This is a genomic window from Kribbella sp. NPDC051952 (assembly GCF_040680855.1).
Lineage (GTDB): Bacteria > Actinomycetota > Actinomycetes > Propionibacteriales > Kribbellaceae > Kribbella.
The window spans coordinates 70,718-96,463 of sequence record NZ_JBFAXQ010000009.1; the positions used below are offsets into that span (position 1 = coordinate 70,718).

Genomic DNA, 25,746 nt, shown 5'->3' on the forward strand with positions numbered 1-25,746 from the left:
CGGTCCAGCGGTACCACCGGGGCCACGCCGTACGGCGGAGTTCGCCGTGCAGCTGTGACTGGTCTGACCAGTGGACTAGGTATCAGTGGGGCACTAGGTTTGTCGCACCACACGGGTCTGTCAAGGCGAAACGGGGTGCACAGATGGCGAGAGGCCCGCAGTTCCAGCCGGTGCAGCCCGTGCGTGCGTACCAACGGATCGTCGAACAGGTCGAGGACGCGCTCGCCCGGGGCGACCTCGCGCCGGGTCAGCGGCTGCCGAGTGAGCGGGAACTGGTGGCGCAGTTCGAGGTCAGCCGGTCCACCGTGCGCGAGGCGTTACGGGTGCTCGAGAGCAATGGTGTGGTCCGGTCCCGGCCGGGAGATCCGAACGGACCGGAGCTCCTGCCGTTCTCGCAGTCCGGTCTGCGCAAGCAGATGGTGCGGCTCGCGCGCGTGGACGAACTCACGCTGGCCGAGCTGATCGGCTTCCGGATGATCATGGACGGCGCCGCGATCCAGGTCGCATCCCGGCTGCGGACGCCCGAACAGCTCGCCGAGATGGAGGAGACGCTGGTCGCCATGCGAGCCGCGATCGACGTCGACTTCGCCGCGTTCAGCGAGGCGGACCTGGCGTTCCACGACGTGATCGCGCGGATCAGCCGCAATTCGCTGATCCAGACCTGCAACGAGGTCGTACGCGGCGTCGTACTGAGCCTGATCTCGGACAAGATCGCGCACGCACCGAACAGCCGCGCCCTGATGCAGGAGTCCCTGCAGCATCACGCCGAGGTGGTGGACGCGATCCGGGCCGGCGACGGGCACGCGGCCGCGCGGATCGCCCGGCAGAACATGTACGACTATTACGCCGGGTATGTGCCCGACCCCGAACAGGAAACCCTCCGCGCTCTCATAGATGACTAGGTGGATCTCGTGTCATTCTGACGGGATCAGTTCACTGCTGTGGGGGGCACCGCGTGAGCAAACCTGCGATTCTCACGGTCGACGACGACCCGATGGTCTCTGCGGCCATCTCCCGGGACCTGCGCCGGCGGTACGGCGACGACTACCTGGTGGTGAAGGCGACCTCGGGTGACCAGGCGCTGGCCGCGTTGACCAAGCTTGCCCTGCGCAACCAGCCGATCGCACTGATCGCGACCGACCAGCGCATGCCCGGCATGACCGGCACCGAGTTGCTCGAACGGGCCCGCGAGCACGCACCGGGAGCGAAGTACCTCCTACTCACCGCGTACGCCGACACCGACGTCGCGATCAAGGCCATCAACGACATCGGCCTGGACTACTACTTGCTGAAGCCCTGGGACCCACCTGAGGATCAGCTCTTCCCGGTGATCGACGACCTGCTCGGCGACTGGCACCACGCCAACCCCGAGCACACCTCCGACCTCCGCATCGTCGGCAGCCGCTGGTCCGACCGAGCGCACGACCTCAAGACCTTCCTCGCCCGCAACCACGTCCCGTACCTCTGGTACGACGTCGATCGGGACGCCGAGGGCCAACGGCTCCGCGACCTCGCCGACGCCTCCGACGCCGAACTGCCATTGGTCCTCGTGCCGGAGGGCGAGACGCTCCGCTCGCCGTCCACGGTCGACCTCGCCTCCGCGCTCGGACTACGCACGCGGGCCGAACAACCGCTGTACGACGTCTGCATCGTCGGCGGCGGACCAGCGGGTCTGGCCGCCGGGGTCTACGCGGCCTCCGAAGGGCTGAGCACCGTAATCGTCGAGCGCGAGGCGCCAGGTGGTCAGGCCGGTCTGAGTGCCGCGATCGAGAACTACCTCGGCTTCCCGCGCGGACTGACCGGCTCCGACCTGGCCCAGCGGGCGGTCGCCCAGGCCTCACGGTTCGGTGCGGAGATGGTGCTGGCCCGCTCGGTCATCGGAGTCGAGTCGCGCGGACCGGTGCACGCCGTACTGCTGGAGGGATCGGGCGAGATCGAGGCCCGCGCGTTGATCGTCGCGACCGGCGTCTCGTACCGCACTCTCGACGTGACCGGCCTCGGCGAGCTCACCGGCCGCGGCGTGTACTACGGCGCGACGGCCAGCGAAGCCAGTCAGGTCCAGGACGAGGAGGTGTACATCGTCGGCGCGGCGAACTCGGCCGGTCAGGCGGCCCTCAATCTCGCCCGCTATGCCAAACGCGTCGTCCTGCTGGTCCGTGGCGAAACGCTGGAATCGTCGATGTCGAAGTACTTGGTCGACAAGATCACCAAGGCAACGACTATCGAGGTTCGTTGCCGGACCGAGGTTGTTGGTTGCCGGGGCAACGGTCATCTCGAAGCGCTGACGCTGGCCGAGCGGACCTCGGATCGAGTCGAGGAAGTCGCGGCCAGTTGGCTCTTCATCTTCGTCGGTGCCTCACCACGCACCGAGTGGCTGGGCGAATCCGTGGTCCGTGACGACAAGGGGTTCGTGGTCACCGGTCAGGACGTTGTGGCGCTGGAACGCTGGCCGTTGCGGCGACCGCCGTACGCACTCGAGACGAGCGTGCCGGGCGTGTTCGCGGCCGGTGATGTCCGGCTCGACTCGATGAAACGGGTCGCGTCCGCGGTCGGCGAAGGCGCCATGTCGATCTATCTCGTCCACCGCTACCTGGCGACGATCTGATGAACGCCGACGACCTGCGCGGCATCGCCCTCTTCGCCGGACTGACCGATGCGCAACTCGACGAACTGGTTGCCGGCAGCACCGAGCTGCCGATCGAACCGGGCGTCGACCTGTTCCACGAGGGCGAGCCGGCCGACTTCTGGTGGGTTCTCGTCGAGGGCGCGATCGCCTTGCACCGCAAGATCGGTCGCGAGGACACGGTGATGGGCAAGATCGACGTTCCGGGCCGCTGGGCCGGCGGATTCCGCGCCTGGGACGAGCACGGCGTCTATCTGGCCAGCGGCCGTGGGCTCACCGAAGGGCGAGTACTGCGGGTGCCCGCGGAGGTGCTGCGGGACCGGATCGACGCCTGGTTCCCGCTCGGCGGTCACCTGATCAAGGGCGTGTACGGGACCGCTCGCGCGATCGAATCGACCGCCCGGCAGCGGGACGCACTGATCACGCTGGGCACGCTCGCGGCCGGGCTTGCACATGAGATCAACAACCCCGCTGCGGCCGCCGCGCGGTCGGTCAGTGCCCTCGAGACGGCCTGCGACTCGTTGCTGTCGGCGCTGCGAGGGCTCGCGGTCGGTGAAGTGACGGCCGCACAGTTTGGCGCACTCGACGACCTGCGCCGTGAGCTCGGCCCACGGGCGACCGTGCCCGACCCGGTCGACCTGGCCGACGACGAGAACCGGATCTCGGATTGGCTCGACGACCATGGCGTCGAGCGGAGCTGGCTGATCGCACCACCGTTGGCGGCCGTCGGCGCGGGAGTCGAGTGGTGCGACCGGGCTGCCGTCGTACTGGGTGATGCCTTGGAGCCCGGCCTGGAATGGGTCGCGAGCACGCTCTCGACCTCGACCTTGCTGAGCGAGGTGAAGGAGTCGACCCGGCGGATCACCGAGCTGGTGGCGGCGGTCCGCTCGTACTCGCAGATGGATCGTGGCTCGATCCAGACGATCGACGTGACCGAGGGGATCGAGAGCACGCTGGTCATGCTCGGCCATAAGCTCCGCGACGGGATCGAGGTGGTCCGCTCGTACGGCGCCGACGTACCGCGGATCGACGCCTTCGCGGGCGAACTGAACCAGGTGTGGACGAACCTGATCGACAACGCGGTCGACGCGATGAACGGCACCGGGACGCTGCGGATCGGCACCCGGATCGACGGTAACCGGGTCGTGGTGGAGTTCACCGACACCGGACCTGGCATGCCGGCCGAGGTCGCTGCCCGTGCGTTCGAGCCCTTCTACACAACGAAGGACGTCGGCAAGGGCACCGGCCTCGGGCTCGACATCGCCCAGCGAATCGTCACCGACCACCACGGCGGGACGATCACGATCACCTCGCAACCGGGCGAAACCACACTGCAAGTCCGGCTCCGCCTGGAGGGACCGCTACCGAACGACAGGAGGTAGTGGCGGTGCGCGCCCTCACCACGGAGCCCGCCCGCTCCCAGGTGGTGACTACCTCCTGTCGTTCGGAACTCAGGTGTCGTGTTCGAGGATGCGAACGCGTGGGACCTTGAGGGCCTTGCGGGCCTTCGTGATCCAGTCCGAGCAGAGGAAGGCGGCCGCGGTCTCCGGCCAGGCGACCACCACGACCTCCGCGCTCTGGGTGCTCTTCACCAGCGTCATCAGTGCCAGCAGCACCTCGCCGTGGGTGATGGAGACATTGGCCGGGTGGCCGCTCGCCGTGCGGAGCCGCCGCGAGCTGTGTTCGATCACCGAGGCGAGGTCGACGGCCGGGTCCGCGAGAGTGGCCGTCGTACTGCTGGAGCTCCGAGCCGCGGTCACGCGCGCGGACGGGGCCGTCGCGGTGCCGACGACGGCCGCGGAGCCGGAAACGCCGGCCACATCCGCGAAGGTCGAGCCCAGCAGCGCCAGCGGACCACCGCGTACGCCCTCCGGATGGCTGGAGACCAGCAGGTGGTAGTTCACAGGTTCTTCGTGCCTTGCATGCAGGGCGGCAACGCGGCGCGCGTCGCCCTCGCTCATCTCTCGCTCGATGAGCACAACCACGTCGTACGTCATTCGTGGCTCCCTTCGCAGTCACTTCCGTTGTACTCCTGCCCGGGAGCGCACCAAAGCACCCGCCGCAGCACCGTCACGGAAATGTCAACGACTTCTCAGGCTCTTGCCAGACTCGCCCGACCGCGCGGGTCAGCTCGGCCGCGATGGAGGCCAGGTCGGCCCGCGGCGCGGGTCAGCACGGCAGCGCTGCAAGGTCAGGTCGGGAGTGGTGCGTGGGCGCGGGAGTCGGGGGCGAGCACCGCGAGGAGATGTGGCGCGTCGATCAGCCGGTGGTTCGTCGGGTCGAGCAGATGTGGGTGCAACGCGTAGATCTCGGCGCCTGAGCGGGCCGTGACGTCGCCGGTCAGGACGGCGACGAAGTCGGACCGGCCGGCCGCGTCCTCATCCCAGACCGCCCGGTCAGGCTCCAGCCGAGCCGTCAGCCGTCGAGCGAACGTCGCGAGGTCCTCGCCCGGATCGCGGTGGTAGCCGACGACCGACCCGTCGGCACACCGTACGGCGATCTCGTCGGAGCGGGCGGCCGCGTGCCAGCAGCAGATCTCCCACAGGCTCACCCGATCGCCGGAGGCGTGCACTTCCTCCATCGTCGCGGCCATCAGCGCGAGCTGACCGGCGTACCGGGCGATGTTGTGGCCGTACCCGGCGGCGCTGAGGTCGACGTCGTACCAGCGCAGCTCCTTGGTCAGCAGGTCGACGCCGAACGGGAGGAGGATCTTCGCCGGACTGGTGAGGTCGAACCGCTCCTCGACCGCGGCCGGGTCGAACAGGCCGGCCGGCTGTCGCATCACGCCGGCGAACCCGCGCTCGAGCTGGTCGAACGGCACGTTGTTGTAGCTGAAGACGACCGGCAGGACGTACCGGCCGCCGACGCGCCGCACCGCGCGCAGGTCGACGTCCACGAACTCCGTCGACCCGTCAGGCGCCGGCGCGGACGTCAGGTCGCCGGAGTGCACCAACGCGTCCTGGTCGAACCGCAGGCGCGTGTAGTCGCACAGTCCGAGGAAACCCCACTCCTCGTCGAACACCGCGATCGACAGATCGAGATCGACCCGCCGGCCGCTCGGCTCGACCCAGTGCAGGAACAGCCGCAGCAACTCGTCCGGCGGAATCGTGATCGCACTCCCCCGCGTCATCCGCTGCAGCGTCGACGACGAACTCCGCTCCGAACCGGGCGCCGCCAGCCGGGTCAGCTCCTCGTCCAGGAACGCCCGCCGCCACCGTGGCAGCTCAGTTGCCCGCCGCAACATTTCCCCGACCAGTACGCCGGTCAGCGCGGCGGCGAGCTCACTGGGCAACGGCTCCCGCTCATCCACGGTCGTCCAGATCCGAGCGGTGCCGCCCCGTGGGAAGAACAGCCGCAGATCGCCCGGCGGCGTACGCACCTGACCGAGCGCGGCGGTGATGACGGCCGGAGACACGTCCGAGACAGCGGTCGTCAGCGCGTCCACGAGGGCGCCGTGCTGGTCCGAGGGCAGGGCCCGCGCCAACTGCATGAGCCGTCGCACCAGCTCACCCGGCCGTTGCCGGAGCAGATCAAGCGCATGACCCGGCCGCCCGTCGGCCAGCGCGCCCTCCACCCGCGACGCGAACGTGCTGGTCGCGAGACGTCCATTTTCTACCCGCACAAAGGGATTCCGCGAGGCCTCGCCTGCCACCGCTCGCCCGGCCGGTGTCGACAGATCGATCTCGGTTTGCCGAAGGATCGCGAACGCCAGCGCCGCGACCCGATACCGCGTCGCGAACTCGAACGGATGCAGATTCTCCGCGATCCGCTTCCAGGCTCGCTCATGGCGCAGCATGTCCTCGACCAGCGTCTCGGCCGGCAGCCGGTCAAGCCGCTGCAGGACGAGCCGGCGAGTTGCCCGAGGCAACGACTTCCGCCGGGCCGGCGACGTCCGCAACCCGGGGTCGGCGTCCATCAACGCATAGAGAAGTCGCAGTACGTCGGTCGCCGTACCGGTCCGATCGATCAGCTCCGGGGCGTCGGCGAGGAAGTGCGCGAATACGAGCGCTCGGGTCTCGCGGACCGGGATGTCGTCGGGCAACCACGACGGATCCGCATCGGCCAGGAGGACCTTCAGGTCGGCACGATCCGCGGCTGAGAGTGGAGAGCGTCGTACCAGCAGGCCGTCGACGGTCTGGCGAGCCGAATCGGGCGTTGCGAGGTCGAGCAGGCGGAGGCGGTCCGACCGCACGTGCGCGGGCTGCACCTCATCGAACGATGGTTTGAGGAACGGGTCCTTCGGGTCGATGCGGCGCAGGCAGAGTGGACAGGCGCTGAAGTCGGAGCCGTCCCAGCAGGTCCGGCAGACCAGGTGTGCGCAGGGCGAGACCGCGTGCACCGACTTGGCGTCGCCGCACAGCACGCAGGGCTGCTCCGGCTCCTGCAGGAGCTGCGCGAAGATCCGATTGATGTAGAACGTCTCGGTGTTGCCCGGAACGCTCTCGGGGAATCCTCGGAACAGCGGCGTGTGATTGGCGTCGTGACCCGACTCGGCGTCGAGCAGATCGAGCAGCGCCGTACCGAATCCGGCGAGAGCGGGTGCGGACAGGGCGGTGCAGTGCCGGTAGAGGTTGACGGACAGCAGGAAGCCGCGCTGGATCAGGTCGGCCTGCAGCGCGGACAGTCCGGCCTGGATCGTGAGCGGGCGATGCAGCCACTGCCACGCGGAACGCCTGGTCGGCGGCGTGAGCGCCGCGGCGTCAACCAGGCGCCGGCGGCGCAGCAGCACAGCGGCAAGCGGATCCAAGGCGTCTCCCCCGTTGGGCGTTTGGGACGAAGGCGCCAGGGGCGGAGAGCGGACGCGCTACATGCCTGGTAGAGGAGAAGGAAGCACGTCCAGGAGCCGCCCCTGGCACTGAGAACGCTACCGCGCACCGCCGACAGTTTCGGCGCGACCGGGGCCGGACATAAAGAGCTCCGGTGGCAGGGTCGGGGCCGCCCCGCCCAGACCCCGCCACCGGAGGTCTCCAGAGTAGAACGTTCACCCAAATGCGGCGCCACCGGGTACCGCATCTGGCACTGATGCGCCGCGAACAAACCTTTGAACCAGAGTCCTCACGGTGCGGGGAAACCCTTTCAGTTACTGCCGGGAGGTGTCACGCCACGGATTGTGGTTAAGGTCTAGATGTGGCGAGTGAGGTCGTCGAGCGTGCGCGCTGGCGTGAGGTGTTCGGGCATGCCGAGTTCAGGGCTCTGTTCCTGGCCGGCGTCCTGTCGGTGGCCGGCGACCAGCTGGCCCGCGTCGCGCTGTCCGTGCTGGTCTTCGACCGCACCGAGTCCGCCGGGCTGACCGCCCTCACCTATGCCTTGACCTATCTGCCGGACCTTCTGTTCGGTCCCCTGCTGGCCGGGTTCGCCGACCGATACCCCCGCCGTACTGTGATGATCGTCACCGACCTCGCGCGAGCGATCCTCGTTGCAGCTATGGCGATCCAGGCCCTGCCGCTCCTCGTGGTGATCCTGCTGTTGCTCGCACTGCAGGCCTTCGGCTCACCGTTCAACGCAGCACGAGCAGCCACCCTCCCCGCCGTACTCCCGGGCGATCACTACGTCCTCGGCAAGGCTGCGAACGACATGGTCGTGCAGTTCAGCCAGGTCCTCGGTTTCGGCACCGGAGGTGTGGTCGTGGTCGCCGTCGGGACGTCCGGCGGCCTCCTGCTCGACTCCGCCACCTTCTTGCTGTCCGCGGTGCTGGTGGCAGTCGGCGTCCGACCACGCTCCGTGCCTGAGCGTGACACTGCTGCGCCACCGACCAACTACTTCAAAGACCTGTCAGCAGGCATCACTCTGGTCGCCCGTGCGCCGAAACTCCGCGCGCTGGTCGTGCTGGCGACGATCGCCGGCTTCTACGTCACTGTGGAGGGCTTGGCGGTCCCGTACGCGCACGAGATCGGCCAGGGCACGTCGGCGGCCGGGCTCCTGTTGGCCGCCAGCCCAGCCGGTGCGGTCCTCGGGATGTGGCTCATCACCCTGTGGTCGCCCGAGAAGCGGATGAGGCTGCTGGGACCGCTGGCCGTGCTGGCGTGCGTTCCACTGATCGTTTGTTTCCTCGGGCCAGGTCTCGTGCCCACGGTGGCGTTGTGGGCGGTGTCCGGCCTCGCATCGGCGTACCACCTGCCGACGAGTGCGGCGTTCGTACAGGCGGTGCCGGACGCACAGCGCGGGCAGGCGTTCGGGGTCGCCAGCACCGCATTGAAGAGCAGTCAGGGCGTGGGCATCCTCCTCGCCGGCCTGATCGCCGACGAGGCCGCACCTTCGGTCGCCGTGGGGGTCATGGGCGCCGTCGGAACGGTGGCGGCCCTGGCGGCGGGCGGTGCCTGGGCACGCGCCCGCCGATCCCGGACCGGCGCCGCAGAAAAGACGGCCGGCTGAAAATGAGGTGCCGGCGGAGCGGGCCGGAGATTCAGGGGAATTACCTCCGGACACGCTCCGTAAAATATGGGTAAAGAAATTCCGTGGGTTAGCGGCGGGTCACCATTCGTTGCCACCGATGAACCACTCGTTTCCTGCACCTCGGCGGCCGCGGAACCACTCGTTGCCACTCTGGGTGAACCACTCGTTCCCGCCGTTACCGCCGTGGAACCACTCGTTGCCGCCGCCGGTGAACCACTCGTTGCCGCCGTTGAACCACTCGTTGCCAGTGCTGATCTTGGACATGGTCTGGATCCTTCCTTCACCATCCGCCAGATGGAATTGATGCGGGTCGGGGATGACCTCGCGTGAACAACCAGTTACTATTTACGAATAACCGTTCAGGTCTATCTGTGTGAGGCCACCATGATTCTGATCGGTCGGAGCAATTGGGTGCCACCCCGCCGGTGGAAGCTCTGGTCGTTGCCGCGTCCCGCGTTGAGCTACGTGCTCGGCGTGGACGCTGTCGCAGTCGTCATCACCGCCTTGGCTGTGGCCTCGACGATCTCCGGCGCCCGAGCCGGCGTCAGGCCGTCCGAGTGGACGGCCTTCGCCGTACTGGCCGTCGCCTCGGTCCTTCATCTGGAGTCTGCCCGCGGAATCGAGCGCCGACGCGAGATGGCGGCGAACACTTCGCCGTACACGAACTTGAAGGACCTGTGGGTGTTCGCCGGCCTGCTGCTGCTCCCGCTCAGCCTGGTCATCGCACTGGTCGCCGTGACGTACGGATACTCCTGGTTCCGTGTCTACGGCCGGACCATCGCCCACCGCAAGGTCTTCTCGGCCAGCACCTTCATCCTGGCCAGTGCGGCGTCCGCAGCGGTCCTGAAGGCCGGGGGGCTGCTGACTGAGCCGCGCATACCGACCGGGCCATGGACCCTCATCGTGGTGCTGGCCGCGATCGGCACCTGGTGGCTGGTGAACTTCGCGTTGGTGGTCGGCGCGATCCTGCTGGCGTCCCCGGAAGCGACCGCCCGGAGCGCTCTGGGCGATCTGTCCGACCAATTCGTCGTGTTCGCCGGTCTAGGGCTCGGTGTGGCGGTCGGCGCGCTCCAGGCGTCGTTCCCATGGGTCGTCCCGATCCTGATGGTCACAGTGCTCGCACTGCACCGTGATCTGCTGCTCCCCCAGTTCCAGCGGGCTGCAGGGACCGACGTCAAGACCGGTCTGGCCACTCCGGCGTACTGGGCCAGCGCCGTACCGGCCGAGCTGGCTCGGGCCCAGACGCTGCGCAGCACGGTCGGTCTGCTGATGCTGGACCTGGACAAGTTCAAGGAGATCAACGACACCTACGGTCACCCCGCCGGTGACCAGGCGCTGCGCGCGGTCGGCGAGAGCGTACGGGCGGAGGTCCGTCAGGGCGACCTGGTTGCCCGGGTGGGTGGCGACGAGCTGGCGGTGTTGCTGCCGGGCGCATCGGAGACCGAGGTGCTCGAGGTGGCGGAGCGGATCCGCGACCGGCTCAGCGCGTTGAGCGTCTCGGTGGACACCACCACGGCCACCACTGCGGTGATCAGCGGCGTACCGGCCTCGATCGGCGCGGCCGTGTACCCGGAGGTCGCGGACACCATGGATCAGCTCATCCTGGCCGCCGACAACGCGCTGTTGACCGCCAAGCGGGACGGGCGCAACCGGATCGTCTCCGCACGCCCCAACCCGCCTGCCGTCATGGACCACGCCGATCAGCCGGTCGGCGACTAGGGCGCGTCTCCTAACTCACTCGAAGTAGGGCCTTGCCGCGGAGGGTGCGGTTCTCCAGGGCTCGGTGCGCGTCAGCCAGGTGGTCGAGGTCGTAGATCTGGTCGATGACCGGGACCAGGTCTCCGGCGACCGCTCGCTTGATCACCTCAGCACCGGTGACTCCCGTCGTGGTCGTGTCGGCGCGGAGGTCGAGGATGCCCTTGACCGTGATCCCGCGTCGCTCCGCCTCGGCCGCGTCGTACGCCGCGAAGCCGCCGCTCGGAGCTCCGTGGGCCGAGAACCAGCCGCAGTCCTTCACCACCGTGAACGCGGTCGCGCCGAGCTCGCCGCCGGCACCCTCGAAGACGATGTCGGCGCCCTGACCGCTCGTTGCTTCTAGCACCAACTTCTCCCAGCGCGGCTTGCTGTAGTCGATGGTCAGGTCGGCGCCTTGTGCCTTGCTGAGGTCGAGCTTCTCCTGACCGCGGGCGGCCGCGATGACGTGAGCTCCGGCCTTGTGCGCGAGCTGCGTCAGGAGCAGGCCCATGCCGCCGGCAGAGGCGGTGATCAGGACGTTCTTGCCCTGCATCGGCGGTGCCAGTTCCTCGAGCATGAGCGCGGTGAAGCCGTCGCCGAAGACTGCGACCGCGGTCTCCAGGTCGAGGGCAGCGGGGACCTCGATGAGGTCGGTGGTCGTCAGCGCCAGCTCGGCATGTGCACCGAAGCCGATCGAGCGGCCGACGACGGTCTTGCCGAGCCACTCGTCGGGTACGCCGGCGCCGACCGCACGCACGCGTCCGCCGAGCGAATTGCCTGGCACATAAGGCGGTTTCACGTCGAAGAACCCGCCGTGCCGGCCGGACCGGATCGCGGTCTCGACGAAGATGATGTCGGTGACGGCGACCTCGACCAGGACCTCACCCGCGGCCGGCGCCGGGTCCGGCCAGTCCTGGGTCCTGATCACGTCCGGGCCGCCGAACTCGGTCACTACTGCTGCTCGCATATCCGCTCCTTGGTTCTGTACTTCGGGCTGTGGTGCTTCGGGATTGTGCTTTCGAGGGTGCAACCTCAACGTAGGTTCAGGTCAACTCGGGTGGTTGTCCACAGGCTCGCTCCGGTGGGCGGAAAGTTGTCGGTGGTCCGGCGTACTGTGCTGGTCATGTTCGACGCCGTCTTCGTCCCAGCTGACCCGCCGCGCGCGGGCCGGTTGGCGCTGTACGGCGACCTGTCGGCGACCGGGGAGGTCCCCGACGGGACGGTGGATCTCGTGCTGCCGAAGGGATCTTCGGTGCGACGAACAACGGTGCCGGCGCGGTTGTTGCGGATCGACGAGGTGCTCTCTCGGCTGTCCGGGGACAGTGGCTCGCGTAGTTGGGAGGCGTGGCGGGCGGCAGCGCTGGCCGGGCTCGGGTTGATCGGGCGCGGTCGGTTGGTGCCGGATCGCAGTCCGCTCGGGTACGGCGCTTGGCGGGTGGCGCCGCTCGATCCCTTGGACCGCGGCTGGTTGCGGAATCTGGCCGCCGCGATGCCGGCGTACGGGCATGCGGTGCCGATCGAGGGGACGCGGCCGGTGCGGCTCGTGGATCCGGAGCAGCTGGTCCGGGCGTTCTGGGATGCGCTCGCTGACACTCTGGTGCGGACGCCGGCGGCCGGGGTCGCCGTACGTCCTGGTGCGGCTGCGTTTGCGAGTGTCGATCCGATGGAGCTGAGTGGGCCGTCGGGGTGGTTGGACGAGACTGCTTTGAGTGAGGAGGCCGGGGCTCGGCTGGTGCTGCGGATCGAGCCGCCGTCCGAGACGGTCGAGGAGTTCCGGGCTGTGCTGCAGTTGCGCAGTGGCGTGGATCCGAGCCTGCTGGTCGACGTGTCAGACGTGTGGAGTGCGCCGGCCGCCGTGCTCGCGGCGCTTGGGGAGCGTGCGGAGACCGATCTGCTGCTGGCGTTGCGACGTGGGGCTCGGGTCTGGCCGCCGTTGGGTGCAGCGTTGCGGGACGCGGCGCCGTCGGATGTTGACGTTGATGACACGGATCTGGAGGAGCTGGCCGAGGGCAGCACGGCGCTGGAGGGTGCCGGGATCGAGGTGCTCTGGCCGACCGAGTTGTTCGCGGGTGAGCTGGCTGTGCGTGGGACGGTCGCGACGCCGGCTCCGGGTGCGGTGACGGGGCCGGACTTCAGCTTGACGGACCTGGTCGCGTTCCGGTGGCGGCCGACGTTGGACGGGCAGGAGCTGACCGAGCAGGAGGTCGCGGCGCTGGCGGAGGCGAAGCGGCCGATGATCCGGATGCGCGGGCGGTGGGTCCGGGTCGATCACGATCTCGTCCGGAAGCTGCGCCGGGGCGATTCGCGGAAGCTGACCGGGGCGGAGGCATTGGGCGCTGCGCTGACCGGGACGATCGAGGTCGACGGGGAGCTCGTCGCGTTCGACGCCAACGGGTCGTTGGCGTCAATGCTCGCGCGGCTGCGGGCGCCGGCGCCGTTTAGAGAGCCTGTTGGATTGGAGGCGACGCTGCGGGATTACCAGCGCCGTGGGGTTGCGTGGATGGCGCAGCTCGCGGATCTCGGGCTGGGTGGTTGTCTCGCGGACGACATGGGTCTGGGTAAGACGATCCAGGTGATCGCGTTGCACCTTCAGTTGCTCGGGCGTGGTCCGACGTTGGTGGTCTGTCCGTCGACGTTGCTGGGGACGTGGGAGCGGGAGTTCGCCCGGTTCGCGCCGTCGGTGCCCACGCGGCGGTATCACGGCGCGGGGCGGACGTTGAGTGATCTGGCGCCGGACGAGGTCGTGCTGACGACGTACGGCGTCGTTCGGCAGGACCATCGGGTGCTCGGCGAGGTGTTCTGGGGGCTCGCGGTCGCGGACGAGGCGCAACACGCGAAGAACCCGTTGTCGCGGACAGCGCGTTCGTTGCGGACGTTGCCGTCGGCAACCAGGATCGCGTTGACCGGGACGCCGGTGGAGAATCGGTTGTCGGAGTTGTGGTCGATCCTGGACTGGGCGGCGCCCGGATTGCTGGGGACGCTCGAGCGGTTCCGGCACGATGTCGCCGTACCGGTGGAGCGGTATCACGACGACGAGGCGACGGCTCGGCTCGCTCGGGTGACACGACCGTTCTTGTTGCGCCGGAAGAAGAGTGATCCCGGGATCGCGCCGGAGCTGCCGCAGAAGACGGAGCAGGATGTCGTCGTACCGCTGACGACTGAGCAGGCCACGCTGTACCAGGCGGTGGCGAAGGAGACGCTGGCGAAGATCGAGTCGGCGGAGGGGATCGCGCGGCGTGGGTTGGTGTTGAGTCTGCTTACGCAGTTGAAGCAGGTGTGTAACCACCCGGCACAGTTCCTGCACGAGCCTGGGCCGTTGGAGCGACGGTCGGGCAAGCTCGCGGCGCTGGACGAGTTGCTGGACGTGATCCTGGCCGAGGGCGAGTCGGTGCTGATCTTCAGCCAGTACGTCGAGATGTGCCGGCTGATCGAGGCTCATCTGGCGGCGCGGCAGGTGAAGTCGTTGTTCCTGCACGGCGGGATCGGAGTGCGGAAGCGGGAGCAGTTGGTCTCGCAGTTCCAGGACGGCGAGGCGCAGGTGTTCCTGCTGTCGCTGAAGGCCGGCGGGGTCGGGTTGACGCTGACGCGGGCGACGCATGTCGTGCATTACGACCGGTGGTGGAACCCAGCGGTCGAGGACCAGGCGACCGACCGGGCCTACCGGATCGGCCAGGACCGACCGGTGCAGGTCCACCGCCTCGTCACCGAGAACACACTGGAAGATCGCATCGCCACAGTCATCAACACCAAACGCAACCTCGCCGACGCTGTCGTCGGATCGGGCGAGGCCTGGCTGAGCGAGCTGTCCGACGCCGAGCTCACCGAACTCGTCGAGCTGTCCACCACACCTCTACGCGCCGGCGCAGCAGGCATCCACAACCCATCAACCGTCGGACGTGTGTCGTTGGCCGGCGAGACCGATGAGTGACAACACACCTCCTCCCGCCAACAACCACCCCGACCCCACGCCCCGCGCCGTCGAAGAACCCCGCGAAGACAAGCACGTGCAGGATGATCCGAGCGCCGCAAACGAACCACGTGAGCACGAGCCCGCGATAGGCGAACCCCATCCAACTCCCCGCGCCGCAGAGCAACCACGTGATGACCATCCCGCCGCGAGCGAACCCCACCCCACGCCCCGCCCCCCAGACGGATCACGCGGAGACGAGCGTGTGCCAGGTGCGCCGCGCCCAGCGGGGAGCTTGGAGTGGCGGCAGCAGGTGGAGGGTGGTGGGGGTGAGCGGCCGCCTGCGGGTGAGCGGGTGCCTTGGCAGGGGTGGCGGCGGAAGGGGGATGAGGATGCGGGACTGCCGGCCGCGAAGGGGGCGGGGGCTCGGCGGTCGTTTGGAGCTACTTGGTGGGGGCGGGCTTGGTTGGAGGCGTTGGAGCAGCGGGCTCGATTGGATCCGGGCCGGCTTTCACGGGGACGCTCGTACGCACGACGTGGGAGCGTGTTGGAGCTGACGGTCTCCCCGGGTGAGGTCGAGGCGGTGGTGCAGGGCAGCCGAGTCACGCCGTACCAGGTGACTGTGCGGATCCGCGCGTTCTCGACCTCCGAGTGGGACGCCGTCCTCGACGTGGTCTCGGCGCAGATCGGCCGCGTGGCAGCGCTCCTCGACGGCGAACTCCCACCCGAGGTCGTCGACGACGTCCACGCAGCCGGGCTCGATCTCCTCCCAGGAGCCGGCGAGATCCTCACCAACTGCAGCTGCCCAGACTTCGCCGTACCGTGCAAACACTCAGCAGCCGTCTGCTACCTCATCGCCGACTCGCTCGACGACGACCCGTTCGCGCTGCTGCTCCTCCGCGGCCGCCGCAAAGACGAACTCCTCTCCGCCCTCCGCGCCCGCCGCTCCACCCCAGACCCAGCCATCCCCATCCGCACTCCCCCACCCGCCGGCATCCCAGCCAAGGCGGCCTTCGACAAAGCCCACGCTGGTGAGATCCCAGTCCCACCACGACCACTCGGATCACCCGGCAGCCCAGCGGCCGTACGCGTCCTCGACCCACCCCGATCCTCGGGAGTCGACGTACGCGACCTAGTCAGCCTCGCAACCGACGCTGCCCGCCGAGCCTGGGAGTTCGCCTCCGGTGACGGCGACGGTGGTCTCGCCCTGACCTTCCAACAAGACCTGGCCCGCCGCGCCGCCATCCTCCTCGGTACGCCGGAACTCGCCGACCTGGCCCACCGAGCCGGCGTACCAGCCCGTCAACTCACCAGCTGGGCCGTGGCCTGGCGCGAAGCCGGCCCCGGCGGCCTGGCAGTCACCATCGACGAGCCAACCGACGTAGACCCACAATCCCTGGCCGAAGCCCTGGAAGCCCTCCCCGGCGCCACCACCCAAGCCAACCGAGTAACCCGAGGCAAAACCCAACTCCGCCTAGGCCAAGACAACCTCTGGTACCACTTCACCCAACACTTCAACGACTGGACCCTGACCAGCCCACCCTCCCCCGACCCCCAAGACCTCCTCTAAGCTCCCGCTGAGTTCCTGGGGAGGGTCTACAAACATGCGTCGAATCATCGGCCTGGCGTGCGTACTGGCCGCACTAACCTTGACGGCCTGCTCCGACAAACAACCCGACGCCATGAACCAAGCCGCGACCCAGCACCCAGCAACCACCCAAAAGCCAACCGGCAACCTCTGTGAGCGGCTCCAAGCAGAGCCCACAGGCAATGAGTTCAAGGGACATTGGACGGTCGAGCCGTCCATACCCGGCCTGCATGTGCCCCCGTCCGACACCTGTTTGCTGGTCGACTCAGAGGTGTTGGAACACGCGATTCATGTCTCGGTGTCGGTCCTCCCGGTGACCGCGGCTGACGCTGCCACGTTCCGGAAGAATGACGAGGTGGCGCAACGTGCGTACTCGGCCGCCAATAAAGTCATCGACGGTGGAGTGGGCACGGATTCCTGGGCCGCGAACCCCGCACGAGCCACGGCCTGGCTCGTGTTCCAAGTGAACGATCGGCAGCTCAGGCTCGAGACAGAGAACGCCGGCTACGGAGACCTCGACGAGCTCCGGTCCATGGCGCGGACCATCACGAACCTGGCCGGTGGCATCCCAACCGCTGCGGCCGTTGTCGAACGCCCCGAGTGCGCACGTGGGACGAGGGCGGCCGAAGACATCCTCGGTACGAAGGCGACGGTGCGACGAGACGCGATCGTCAAGGGATACCTGCGCTGTCAGTGGGGATCCGCCACTCGCTCGGTGTTCGCTCGCGCCGGTGACGGGAGCTCCGATGCGGCCGAGGACTTCTTGGTTATGCAGAAGGGAACTGGCGCTACGCGTTCCCACAAGGTGTCTGTTGGCGCCGAAGGTTGGCAGGGCGCTGACGGACACGTCACGTTCCAGAGCAAGCGGCAATCCTTCGTCGGGGTCTTCTCGTTCCCCGTGGGCTCGATGCGTGCGGGTTCCATCCTCGCGTTCGCTCGAGCGATCGCTCCGGCGTTCGGAAGCTAACCCCGAGCAGCCACGAACGCCTGGGTCAGCCTGGTGATGAGGTCGTAAGGGATGGGGTCTTTTAGGGGGAACTTGAGGGTGCCTTTGCCGGAGCGGTAGGGGGTTACGGCTGTGGCTAGGGGCTCGTCGAGGGGTGGGATGGGGTAGAGGGCGATGTGGTGTTTCCAGGCGCTGAAGTGCATGAGGGGCTTGTCGTTGAGGGTGATGGTGGGGATTTGGTAGCTGATCTTCTCGCCGGCTGTGGGGACGACGGCGTGGATGGTACGGCGTACCTGCTCGAGGATCTCCCGGACATCCGGCGGGAAGGACTCGATGTACTCGTCCACGCTCGCGAATGTCATGTTCGGCGGCGCAATGACGTGTGGGATTCCAGCGCCGGGATGAGGTGCTCGGCGATCTTCGCGTGCCCGGCGACGCTGGGGTGGACGAGATCGGTGCAGTCGTCTTCGGTGATCCAGCCGGTGGAGTCGAGGTAGACGAGGTTCGGGTCGTCGAGGGACTTGACCGCGGCCTCGATCGTGTCGGCGTGCTTGCCGTTGAACGGGGTGAGCGCCACAAGCGTCGACTCCGGGTACGCCGATCGCACCCGCCTGACGTATCCGGCGTACTCCTCGGCCTCGAGGGTCGGGTCGTTCACGCCGAGGTTGATCACGACGACGTCGGACGGCTCGACGCGTTCGGCGAGCGAGCCGGCGAAGTTCCAGCCGAACGACTCGACCCCTGCCGGCACCTCGCCGTTGCCCGGCTTGCTGATCCCCTGGCTCCCGAAGCCGACCTGGTACGACGTCGCCCCGAACGCGCGGGCGGTCAGATAGGCGTACGTCGTCGTACCGTCAGCGCCCTCCGACTCCGAGTGCGAGCTCAGCGACCGCACGCCCTGCGTGATCGAGTCGCCGTAGAACTCGATCCGCGGACCGCCCGGGCGACCGCTCAGCCGCAGCCGCGAGTTCACGTCGAGCACGAGCCCGGCGAACACGACCGCACACTCGAACGGCGGGTTCCACCGATTGGCGTGCTCGTTCACGTCCTTCACCACGACCTCGACCCTGTGCTGCCCGGTCGGCGCGGACAGCTCGATCACGGGGGCGTCGAGCAGCTGAAGCTCGGGCTCACCGTCGTCGACCGTGACCCACAGGTGCGGCGCGACGGTGAGGCCGTCGGTGTCGAAGAGGAGCTGGAGCCGTTCGCCCGCGAACGAGAACGAGATCCGCGACCCGGAGTTGACGGTGATCGCCACTCCGGGCTGCTGACCCCACTGTCCCTCCAGGACGATGCGTGGATCTGACGGGGCGACGACCTCGCCTGGTTCGAACGGCACTGGCTCACTCCTCGTGTCTATGGCGGCAGACGCAATTCTGCCTGGCCGCTCACCAGCCTTCCTTCCGAGCCCGCGCTTCGAACAGCAGGATGCCGGCCGACAGCGCGACGTTGAGCGAGTCCGCCTGCCCGAGCATCGGGATCGACACCGCGCCGAAACCCTGCTCATGCCATTCGCGCGACAGGCCCATACCTTCCGAACCGACCACGAAAGCGGTCGGTCCGTCGTACTGCGGCACCCGGTAGCTCCCGGTCGCCGCCGGGTCGGCGAGGTGGACGCGGAAGTTGTGGTCGCGCAACCACTCCGCGGCGGCCGCGATGTCGTCGAACTCCAGGACCGGTGTGGACAGGACGGTCCCACGGCTGGCGGAGTACACGGCGGGGTGGCTGGGGCGGGCTCGCCTGCTGGTGAGGACGAGGCAGTCTGCGTTGGCGGCGTCGGCGGTACGGATCAGAGTGCCGAGGTTCCCGGCGTACTCGACTCCGTCCGCGACGAGGACCAGGGATCGGTTGGTGAACTCGAACGCCTGCGGCTTCCACACCGGCAGCCTGGCGATCGAGATCAGCCCGTCGGGGCGGGTCTTGCGGGAGAGCCGGGCGAGCAGCTTCTCCGAGATGCGATACACCTCGGCGGCGCGTGCCGCGATCCGGTGTACCGCGTCCGTCGTACCGGCCTCGGGACACCAGAAGAAGGCGTCGATGGTGGTCTGGGTGGCGAGTAGGCGATCGTGTTCCCAGCTGCCCTCGACCATGATCCGGCCGGGTGAGGCGTCCTTGCGGACGGTGAGCAGGTCGCGGACACAGGGGTGTTGCGCACCGATGGGGCGCGCGTCATGCACGGTCATGTGCAAAGCTCCGAAAGGAGAGAATCAGCAAGCGCACCGGGGACCCTGTAGCGGGTCCACACCGGCGTTGCGAACGCCCTAAGGCGACGTGGTACTGACGCGGTCTTTAGTGACCGCGTCAGCCAAGGATTCTCATCACATCTCGGATGGTAAGCACCCGTCCGACCCTCTGCATCTGGTTTTCCACCGAGCCCGCCTGAGGTTGTCCACAGGTTCGCGGCAGGTGGGTTTTGGGTTGTGGGAGCGGGTGGTTAGAGTCCTTTCTCTGGTAGCCGCGCGCTATCACACGGGAGGGAGTACGGATGGACGCGACACTGCTCGACGCCGAGGCCGAAGCGGCCGTGCTGCGTGTCTATCGCCAGGTCTTCGCCGTGCTCGCCCGCGAAGCCGGCGCGATGATCGTCGACCCCGACTTACTCGACGTGGACCAGGCGATCCTGGACGCCTTCGCCGAGGCCGGCAGCGACGGCCTCACGGTCGAACAAGCCACGCTCGCCTGCCGCACCTATCCCCACGACGTGATCGTCCGGCGCTTCGACGTACTGCGTCAGTACGGCGCCATCACCAAACTCGTCGACCGGCCGAACGAACTGCGTCACCGCGCCGCGTTCGCGCCGTACGTGATGCTGATGTTCCTGCGCCGGATGTCCGTGCAGGGCGGTCAGGGCGAGCTGCACCAGCTGCTCACGCTGGAGGCGCACAGCGTCAGTGATCCGAAGGCGACCGAGGACAACGGCCTCGCGTCCATCGAGCGGTTGACGAAGGTGTTCCGCCTGCTCGGGAACGAGCTCGCCATCCTCGTCTCGACCAGCACCACCGCCCAGCTCCGGGAGAACGCCCAGCTCGCCTGGGGCAACGAGCGCCTGATCGAGCAGGCCGAGAAGGTCCACCGGATCGTGCTGGACCGATGGCCTGGGCTGCATCGCGCGTGTACTTCGCTGCGGATGGCATTGGCGGCGTACGCCGATGCCGTGCAGCTGGCGGCTGGTCGACTGGTGGAGCGAGCTGGTACGACGCGCGCGCTCGGACTGCTGCCGATCGAGACGTGGCTGACGTTCACCCGGAGCAGCTCGCCGGAGGTCCTGGCCGGCGTACTGGATGGGTTGCTGTTCGATGCTGCGGCGCCAGACTTCTCACCTCAGACGATGGTCGAGGCCGTCGAGACAGGACGGCGTACTGGGACCGCCCGGATGGCGCCGCCGCGACCGACCGGGGACGTCGACGCACCGGAATCAGCTGCCGCGACGGATCGGGAAGAGCTCCGTGCGGAGGCCGAGCGGGTGCTGGCCGGGCGGGCATCCGTCGACGTGGTCGAGGTCATCGACGACGCGGGCGACTGGATCACGGCCCGCCGCGTCCTGGCCGAGCTGACTGCGGCTCATTTGCACGATGAGCTCGAGTACGAGCTGGTGTGGTCGGACGGGATGCGGATCGACCCCAACGCAGGCACCCCTTGGGCAACCGAGGGCGTCTTCCGGCGGGTGGTGTCATGAGTACGCCGCCATCGGAGGCCGTCGAGCGGCGGCTCTACAACGCGCTGTGGTGGGCGAAGGTGCAGTCCGCCGGTCCGCTCGAGGTCGAGCCGGACACGCCCGCTGTCGCCGGCCTGACGAGGGCCACTTCGCCGGACGGTTCGACGGTCTGGCTCGTGCCGACGCTGCCGACCGGAGCCGGGCACACCGTCCTGGAGGAGCTCGGCACTCCCCCGGTCGCCGTCGAGCAGCCGAACGAGACCGCCCGCGTACTCGCGATCTGCGTCGCCTGCTGCTGGACCGACCGCAGCGGTCCCGCGTGGCCCGGTACGACGGGCACGCTCGCCCAGATCAGATCCGTGTACGCCGGTATGCGCGGCCGCCCCGAACAGTCCAGCGATCTCACCCTGATCATCGGCAGCCTCCGCCGCCTCCACGCCACCCACTGGCTCCTCTGGAACGAAAAGGCCGCCGAAGTCCGCCTGGGCCCCCGAGTAGTCACCTGGACCCCCACCGACCAAGCCACCCTCCGAGACCTCTGCCGCCACCTCCCAGACCCACCCCCACCAGTCCTAACCACCCCCACCCCAGAACTACCCGCAGAGGCGCTCCCCAGCGACTCGGATGGCGAGGACACGGACCCCGGCCCAACTGATCTCGCGGCAGACCCCACTCCTATCTCCTCCAGTCCCACGGACGACAACCCGACGGATCGCGCTGCGGACACGGCCGGCTCTGACCCCACGGACGAGAGCCCGACGGATCGCGCTGCGGACTCGTCCTCCACCTCCTCTGCCCCCACGGACGGCAACTCCTCCTCCATCTCCTCTGACCCCACGGGCGAGGGTCTGGCGGATGGCGGTCTGGCGGGAGAACGGCGTACGGGAGCATCTGATGAGTGATCTGCACGTGTTGTTTGATCCGTTGTTGCAGGATCTGAGCGACCGCTCCCGCGACGAAGTACTGGCCGCGTTCAGCGCCGTCCAATACGCCGCCCACCCGGTAGCCGAAGTCCAACTAGCCGGCCTAAGGGACGTAACGCTTCGCCGACATGTCCAGAAGATGCTGAAACTCATCGGCCGCACCCTGGTCCACGTCGACGGCACCCACTGGACCGCCGGGTACGCCGACGACGTCGCCGCGACCCTCACCACCCAAGGCTGGCAACCCCTCTCCGTCATCGATCGCGCCGTATTGGTCCTAGTCCTGATCCACTCCGTCGCGATCCCCCGCAGCGAAGGGATCCTGACGGGCGACAGCTGGAAGTCAGCCCGCCCCACCACCGTCGACGAGCTACGCACCACTCGGATCAGCGGCGAGGAACGTCGCCTCGCCCTCCAACGCCTCCGCGCAGCCGGCCTGATCCAACTCTCCGGAGACCATTCCGGCGGCCCGAGCTACATCCCCGGTCCACAACTCCAGCGGCTCACCCCAGCCGCCCGCCGCCGACTGCAAGACCAACTGATCCTCGCCGCCGCCCCCGCGAGCCCGATCGCCGAAGCAATCCGAGCCCGCGCCGGCACCCCCAGCATTACGGATGACAGCACCACGGAAGAAGGAGTCGCATGAGCAGCGGTGTAGAGGACGGTCCGTTCGACATCCTCGGGTCCAAGGTGCTGCTCGGCGTCCAGGTCGTCGACCTGTCCCGCCTCTCGACGCACCCGATCCCGATGGTCGGCCAGGGCCTCGTCACAGTCGCCGGCCAAGGCCCGACAGACTCGAACGGCGCCGGCAAGTCCTCCTGGATCGCAGCCCTCAGCCTCCTGCACGCCGACGACCAATGGCGCCTGACCAGCGGCGCTCCCGGCGCAGCCGAGCTCCTCTTCACCGCCGAAGCAGCCGGCCAGGAAGGCAACTGGTCGAACGTCGACCGCGGCTACATCGTCGGCGTCTTCTCCGACCCCGACCTGACCGACCTGGCCGAGATCGAAGCGGCCGCGATCACAGTCTGGATCCGCATCAACCGCAAAGCGTCGTACATCGACCTGCGCTGGAAGAGCGGCCTGCACGTCCCGTACGGCGCCACCGAAGCCGAACGCGCCGCCGGCGCCGACGCCCTCTGGGCCGCCCTCCCGCATTCGAACGGCCGCACCGACTTCCACGCCAACAAGCTGTCCACAGTCTTGTACGGCGGTCAGGTCCGCTGCGTCTCGTTCTTGTCGACGTCGGTGCGATCCAGCCCGACCGCCAACCTCCTCGCCGAACCGCTCAACGAACTCGGCCCGGCCCGCATCTTCAACGCGATCGCCACCCTGACCGGCCTCGATCACGAGCTCGAGCAGGAGCAGGCGCACCGATCCGCGGAGCACACGCAACGCGAGGCGACCAAGCAGGCGACCGCCGACCTGCAGCGCTGGGAGCAGGAGATGGCGACGGTCGAGGCCGGCATCCTGCAGCGTGCCGCGGCCCGTGAGGCACTCGCCGACGCGAAGGAATCGTGGCAGGCCCGTTGCGCCCGGCACCTGATCGATGGCGAGGCGCGGAACGCCGAGATCCGGCAGGAGCTCGGCGTACTCGACGAACGCGTGGCCGAGCAGGAGGCCCGGCGCGAGGCCGTCGACACCGAGATCGATGCCTTTGGCAATGAGGAGGTCCTGCTCCGGGACGTTCAGCTGACCCGGCAGGAGCGCGACAAGCTCGACGCGCGCGACCGTGAACTCGACCTGGCCCAGCGTTCGGTGCGAGAGCAGTTGGAGCGGCTCGGTCAGGAGCATCGCCGGCTGCTCGAGGCGGGCCGCTCGGCCGACGGACGCGACCTGGACGCCGCGGCTCAGGAGCAAGACGAGGCGCGCGCGATTCTTGAGGAGCACATCGGCCGGGAGCACCTCGCCCGGTCCGCGGTCGACCATGCGTCGGCTGAGTTGCGCGAAGCCGAGAGCGGTCAGACCGTGTCGGCGCCGCAGCAGCAGGTGCTGGAGAACGCTGGCATCGAGTGCGGTGCGCTGACCGACATCACCGAGCTGCCGTCCTCGGACCGCACCGAGTGGGAGCCGCGCCTAGCGCCGTACCGCGAGGCAGTCGTCATCGACGCCGTCGACGCGACCGTCGCCTCGACTGCCCTGGCCGATGCCGGGTACGCCGGATTCCTGCTGGTGCTCGCGAACCGGCCGGGCGCCGGCAAGGGGCTGCGCGGTGGACCGAAGTCCGCCGACAAGCGCTTCAAGCTGGACGCCTTCTTCTCCGTGATCGGTGAACGCGCGACCAAGGACAACATCGACGACGTCGCCGGTGTCGTCGCAGTCGGCCAGTTCGACGAGCCCTTGACCGGCCGCACCGCACGGATCGAGGCTGCTCGCCGCCGCGTCGAGGCCGCCGTCGAGGCGCGAGCTGTCGCCTCCGCCGCGCTCGACCAGGCGCGATCCCGGGTCGACCAAGCCCAACGTCGTACGGCGGCTGCCCGCGCACTCGCCGACGCCGAGTCGGTGCAGGAGCAGATCCTCGCGCTCCGCGAGAAGATCGACCGGCACGAGACCGACCGTGACTCGCTCGCGCCGGAGCTGCAGGCCGCCAAGGAGTCCGCCGAGGCCGCCGCCGGGCAGCAACTCGTCCGTGACGAACGGCTGAAGAACCTCGAGTCGACCCGCCGCGACCACGAACGGATGCTCGACGACCTGACAGCTCGCCGGCTCACGCTGATCGAGGAGCAGACCTCACTCGACCTGACAACGCGAACGACCGCTTGGGGAGGGTCACCCAGCGAGGCTGAGGCGTTCATTCTCGGGCTGCCGGACGACGCCCAGCGCCGTACGACGGCTGACTGGAACCACCAGGCCTGCACCCAACTCGAGGATGTCATTCGCCGCTGCTTCCCGAACGCGCGCTCGCGCGAGGAGATCCCGACCGAGCTCTGGGAGATCCTCAACGGCCCGGAGGGCTGGACGAACGGCACTCTCGGCGCCCGCGTCAGCCTTGTCCCGGCATTGCATCGGACGCTGAGCAGCCACCTCGCACAGCACGAGACGTTCGACAGCCTGCAGCAACAGCAGATCGCCAGCCAGCGCGCTGAACGCAACGCCGCCCTCGAGCGCGCCCGCGAAGGCCTGGGCGAAGCCGAGAGCACCGCCCGCGCCCACCGCGCATCCCTCGCGGACGGCATCAAGGCGCGCCTGCGGCTGGTCTCCCAGGAGTTCGACCGCCTCGACCAGCAGTACGGCGGGTACGGCGCGAAGCTCGAGTTCCCGGAGCCTGACCCGCCGGCCGAGCCGGACAAGCCGTGGCGCTGGACGGTCACGCCGAAGTGGCGCCGTTCGGAGGGCGGGCCGTTCTCCGCGTTCAACGTGAAGGGCAACACCGCCCAGATGGACGAGAAGGCGGTCAAGCTGGTCTGCGCAGCCGCGCTCGCTGGCGGTTCGGACCGACCGCTCCTGCTGATCCTCGACGAGCTTGGCCGCAACCTGGGATCGCAGCACCGCCGAGAGGCCGTCGCACTGTTCGAGCAGATCGGCCGCGACCGCAACATCACGGTCATCGGCGCGCTGCAGGACGACATGGAGCGCTACGCACTGGCGTCGTCCCGGCTGTACGTCAAACTCCGGCGCAGCTCCGACACGATGGCCTACAACCAGGCACCCGTCGTCAAGGGCAACGAAGAGTACGGCGGCCGCGTCGAGCTCCTCCGCGAGTGGCTGACGTCCTACCGAGGCTCGACCCCAACTCTGGACGTCGCGTCACCCACTCTGACTCCTTGACAGTTGTCCAGACTTTGGCCGGGTGATTACCTAAATCGGACCCCGGTGCAGACGCGCGGCCCGTGGGGCCTCAGACTGGACCGGTGAACGCTCCAGAGATCCGCACCGCACCTGCCTGCCGTTGGCGAGCTCGGTCCGCGGTTCGCTCACGCAGTGTGCGCGGAGCTCTGGTCAATCGCTTGACTTCCGGCGTACCGTCTCCAGCGCGGGAC

At 68.4% G+C, this 25,746-nt stretch carries 19 protein-coding genes; 12 read left to right on the forward strand and 7 right to left on the reverse strand.

All coding sequences use genetic code 11. The features are described from left to right. Nucleotides 1-143: 143 nt before the first annotated feature. Genes AB0L70_RS18620 through AB0L70_RS18630 form a run of 3 tightly spaced genes read left to right on the forward strand, consistent with a single transcriptional unit; the run spans nt 144 to nt 4,005 of the window. The gene (locus tag AB0L70_RS18620; RefSeq protein ID WP_363685529.1) at nt 144-902 is read left to right on the forward strand and encodes a FadR/GntR family transcriptional regulator; all 759 of its coding nucleotides are present in this window, start codon (nt 144-146) and stop codon (nt 900-902) included. A 53-nt stretch (nt 903-955) separates the two neighbouring features. Beyond that, nucleotides 956-2,605: an FAD-dependent oxidoreductase gene (locus tag AB0L70_RS18625; protein ID WP_363685531.1), complete on the forward strand. Its 1,650-nt coding sequence runs from the start codon at nt 956-958 to the stop codon at nt 2,603-2,605. Continuing rightward, entirely contained in the window at nt 2,605-4,005 is a 1,401-nt protein-coding gene (locus AB0L70_RS18630) for an ATP-binding protein (protein ID WP_363685533.1), read from the forward strand. The genes AB0L70_RS18625 and AB0L70_RS18630 overlap by 1 nt, the downstream gene beginning before the upstream one ends. Before the next feature lie 69 nt (nt 4,006-4,074). On the opposite strand, the gene AB0L70_RS18635 is transcribed toward AB0L70_RS18630, so the two are convergent. Together AB0L70_RS18635 and AB0L70_RS18640 are read right to left on the reverse strand one after the other, a co-directional pair. Beyond that, the gene (locus AB0L70_RS18635; RefSeq protein WP_363685535.1) at nt 4,075-4,620 is read right to left on the reverse strand and encodes a hypothetical protein; all 546 of its coding nucleotides are present in this window, start codon (nt 4,618-4,620) and stop codon (nt 4,075-4,077) included. Nucleotides 4,621-4,814: 194 nt separating this feature from the next. Then, nucleotides 4,815-7,370 (reverse strand): MXAN_6230/SCO0854 family RING domain-containing protein, encoded by a 2,556-nt coding sequence (locus AB0L70_RS18640; RefSeq protein WP_363685537.1) that lies wholly within the window; start codon nt 7,368-7,370, stop codon nt 4,815-4,817. A gap of 380 nt (nt 7,371-7,750) precedes the next feature. Here AB0L70_RS18640 and AB0L70_RS18645 point away from each other — a divergent pair, with 380 nt between their 5' ends. After that, complete coding sequence (locus AB0L70_RS18645) at nt 7,751-8,995, forward strand: MFS transporter (protein WP_363685539.1); 1,245 nt, start codon at nt 7,751-7,753, stop codon at nt 8,993-8,995. Nucleotides 8,996-9,094: 99 nt separating this feature from the next. On the opposite strand, the gene AB0L70_RS18650 is transcribed toward AB0L70_RS18645, so the two are convergent. Continuing rightward, a complete protein-coding gene (locus AB0L70_RS18650) occupies nt 9,095-9,280 on the reverse strand; it encodes a DEAD/DEAH box helicase (protein ID WP_363685541.1) in 186 nt (61 codons plus the stop codon). A 120-nt stretch (nt 9,281-9,400) separates the two neighbouring features. On the opposite strand from AB0L70_RS18650, the gene AB0L70_RS18655 reads away from it, so the two are divergent. Next, nucleotides 9,401-10,735, forward strand: coding sequence for a GGDEF domain-containing protein (locus AB0L70_RS18655; protein WP_363685543.1), 1,335 nt, complete (start codon nt 9,401-9,403; stop codon nt 10,733-10,735). A gap of 10 nt (nt 10,736-10,745) precedes the next feature. On the opposite strand, the gene AB0L70_RS18660 is transcribed toward AB0L70_RS18655, so the two are convergent. Then, nucleotides 10,746-11,717: a zinc-binding dehydrogenase gene (locus AB0L70_RS18660; RefSeq protein ID WP_363685545.1), complete on the reverse strand. Its 972-nt coding sequence runs from the start codon at nt 11,715-11,717 to the stop codon at nt 10,746-10,748. A 114-nt stretch (nt 11,718-11,831) separates the two neighbouring features. On the opposite strand from AB0L70_RS18660, the gene AB0L70_RS18665 reads away from it, so the two are divergent. From AB0L70_RS18665 to AB0L70_RS18675, 3 genes are all read left to right on the forward strand, one after another. Continuing rightward, nucleotides 11,832-14,678: a DEAD/DEAH box helicase gene (locus AB0L70_RS18665; RefSeq protein WP_363685547.1), complete on the forward strand. Its 2,847-nt coding sequence runs from the start codon at nt 11,832-11,834 to the stop codon at nt 14,676-14,678. Nucleotides 14,679-15,201: 523 nt separating this feature from the next. Further along, on the forward strand, nt 15,202-16,227 hold the full coding sequence (locus AB0L70_RS18670; protein ID WP_363685549.1) for an SWIM zinc finger family protein: 1,026 nt from the start codon (nt 15,202-15,204) through the stop codon (nt 16,225-16,227). Between the two features lie 34 nt (nt 16,228-16,261). Next, nucleotides 16,262-17,212 (forward strand): hypothetical protein, encoded by a 951-nt coding sequence (locus AB0L70_RS18675; protein WP_363685551.1) that lies wholly within the window; start codon nt 16,262-16,264, stop codon nt 17,210-17,212. Here AB0L70_RS18675 and AB0L70_RS18680 read toward each other — a convergent pair. From AB0L70_RS18680 to AB0L70_RS18690, 3 genes are read right to left on the reverse strand one after another with little or no spacing between them, the layout of a single operon-like run. Beyond that, nucleotides 17,209-17,538, reverse strand: coding sequence for a DUF1801 domain-containing protein (locus AB0L70_RS18680; protein ID WP_363685553.1), 330 nt, complete (start codon nt 17,536-17,538; stop codon nt 17,209-17,211). The two genes, AB0L70_RS18675 and AB0L70_RS18680, sit on opposite strands and share 4 nt — an antisense overlap. An 11-nt stretch (nt 17,539-17,549) precedes the next feature. Further along, nucleotides 17,550-18,530 (reverse strand): SGNH/GDSL hydrolase family protein, encoded by a 981-nt coding sequence (locus tag AB0L70_RS18685; protein WP_363685555.1) that lies wholly within the window; start codon nt 18,528-18,530, stop codon nt 17,550-17,552. A gap of 49 nt (nt 18,531-18,579) precedes the next feature. Next, nucleotides 18,580-19,374 (reverse strand): TrmH family RNA methyltransferase, encoded by a 795-nt coding sequence (locus tag AB0L70_RS18690; protein WP_363685557.1) that lies wholly within the window; start codon nt 19,372-19,374, stop codon nt 18,580-18,582. A 302-nt stretch (nt 19,375-19,676) separates the two neighbouring features. Between AB0L70_RS18690 and AB0L70_RS18695 the strand changes: the two genes are divergently transcribed. The 4 genes from AB0L70_RS18695 to AB0L70_RS18710 are packed head-to-tail and all read left to right on the forward strand — an operon-like array spanning nt 19,677 to nt 25,534. Continuing rightward, a complete protein-coding gene (locus AB0L70_RS18695) occupies nt 19,677-20,867 on the forward strand; it encodes a hypothetical protein (RefSeq protein WP_363685559.1) in 1,191 nt (396 codons plus the stop codon). Continuing rightward, nucleotides 20,864-21,748, forward strand: coding sequence for a hypothetical protein (locus AB0L70_RS18700; RefSeq protein WP_363685561.1), 885 nt, complete (start codon nt 20,864-20,866; stop codon nt 21,746-21,748). The genes AB0L70_RS18695 and AB0L70_RS18700 overlap by 4 nt, the downstream gene beginning before the upstream one ends. Further along, nucleotides 21,741-22,415 carry a hypothetical protein gene (locus AB0L70_RS18705; RefSeq protein ID WP_363685563.1) on the forward strand — a complete coding sequence of 225 codons (675 nt, stop codon included), beginning with the start codon at nt 21,741-21,743 and terminating at the stop codon, nt 22,413-22,415. The genes AB0L70_RS18700 and AB0L70_RS18705 overlap by 8 nt, the downstream gene beginning before the upstream one ends. Beyond that, on the forward strand, nt 22,412-25,534 hold the full coding sequence (locus tag AB0L70_RS18710) for a chromosome segregation ATPase (RefSeq protein WP_363685565.1): 3,123 nt from the start codon (nt 22,412-22,414) through the stop codon (nt 25,532-25,534). Before AB0L70_RS18705 ends, AB0L70_RS18710 begins: the two co-directional genes overlap by 4 nt. The last annotated feature ends 212 nt before the right edge of the window (nt 25,535-25,746 follow it).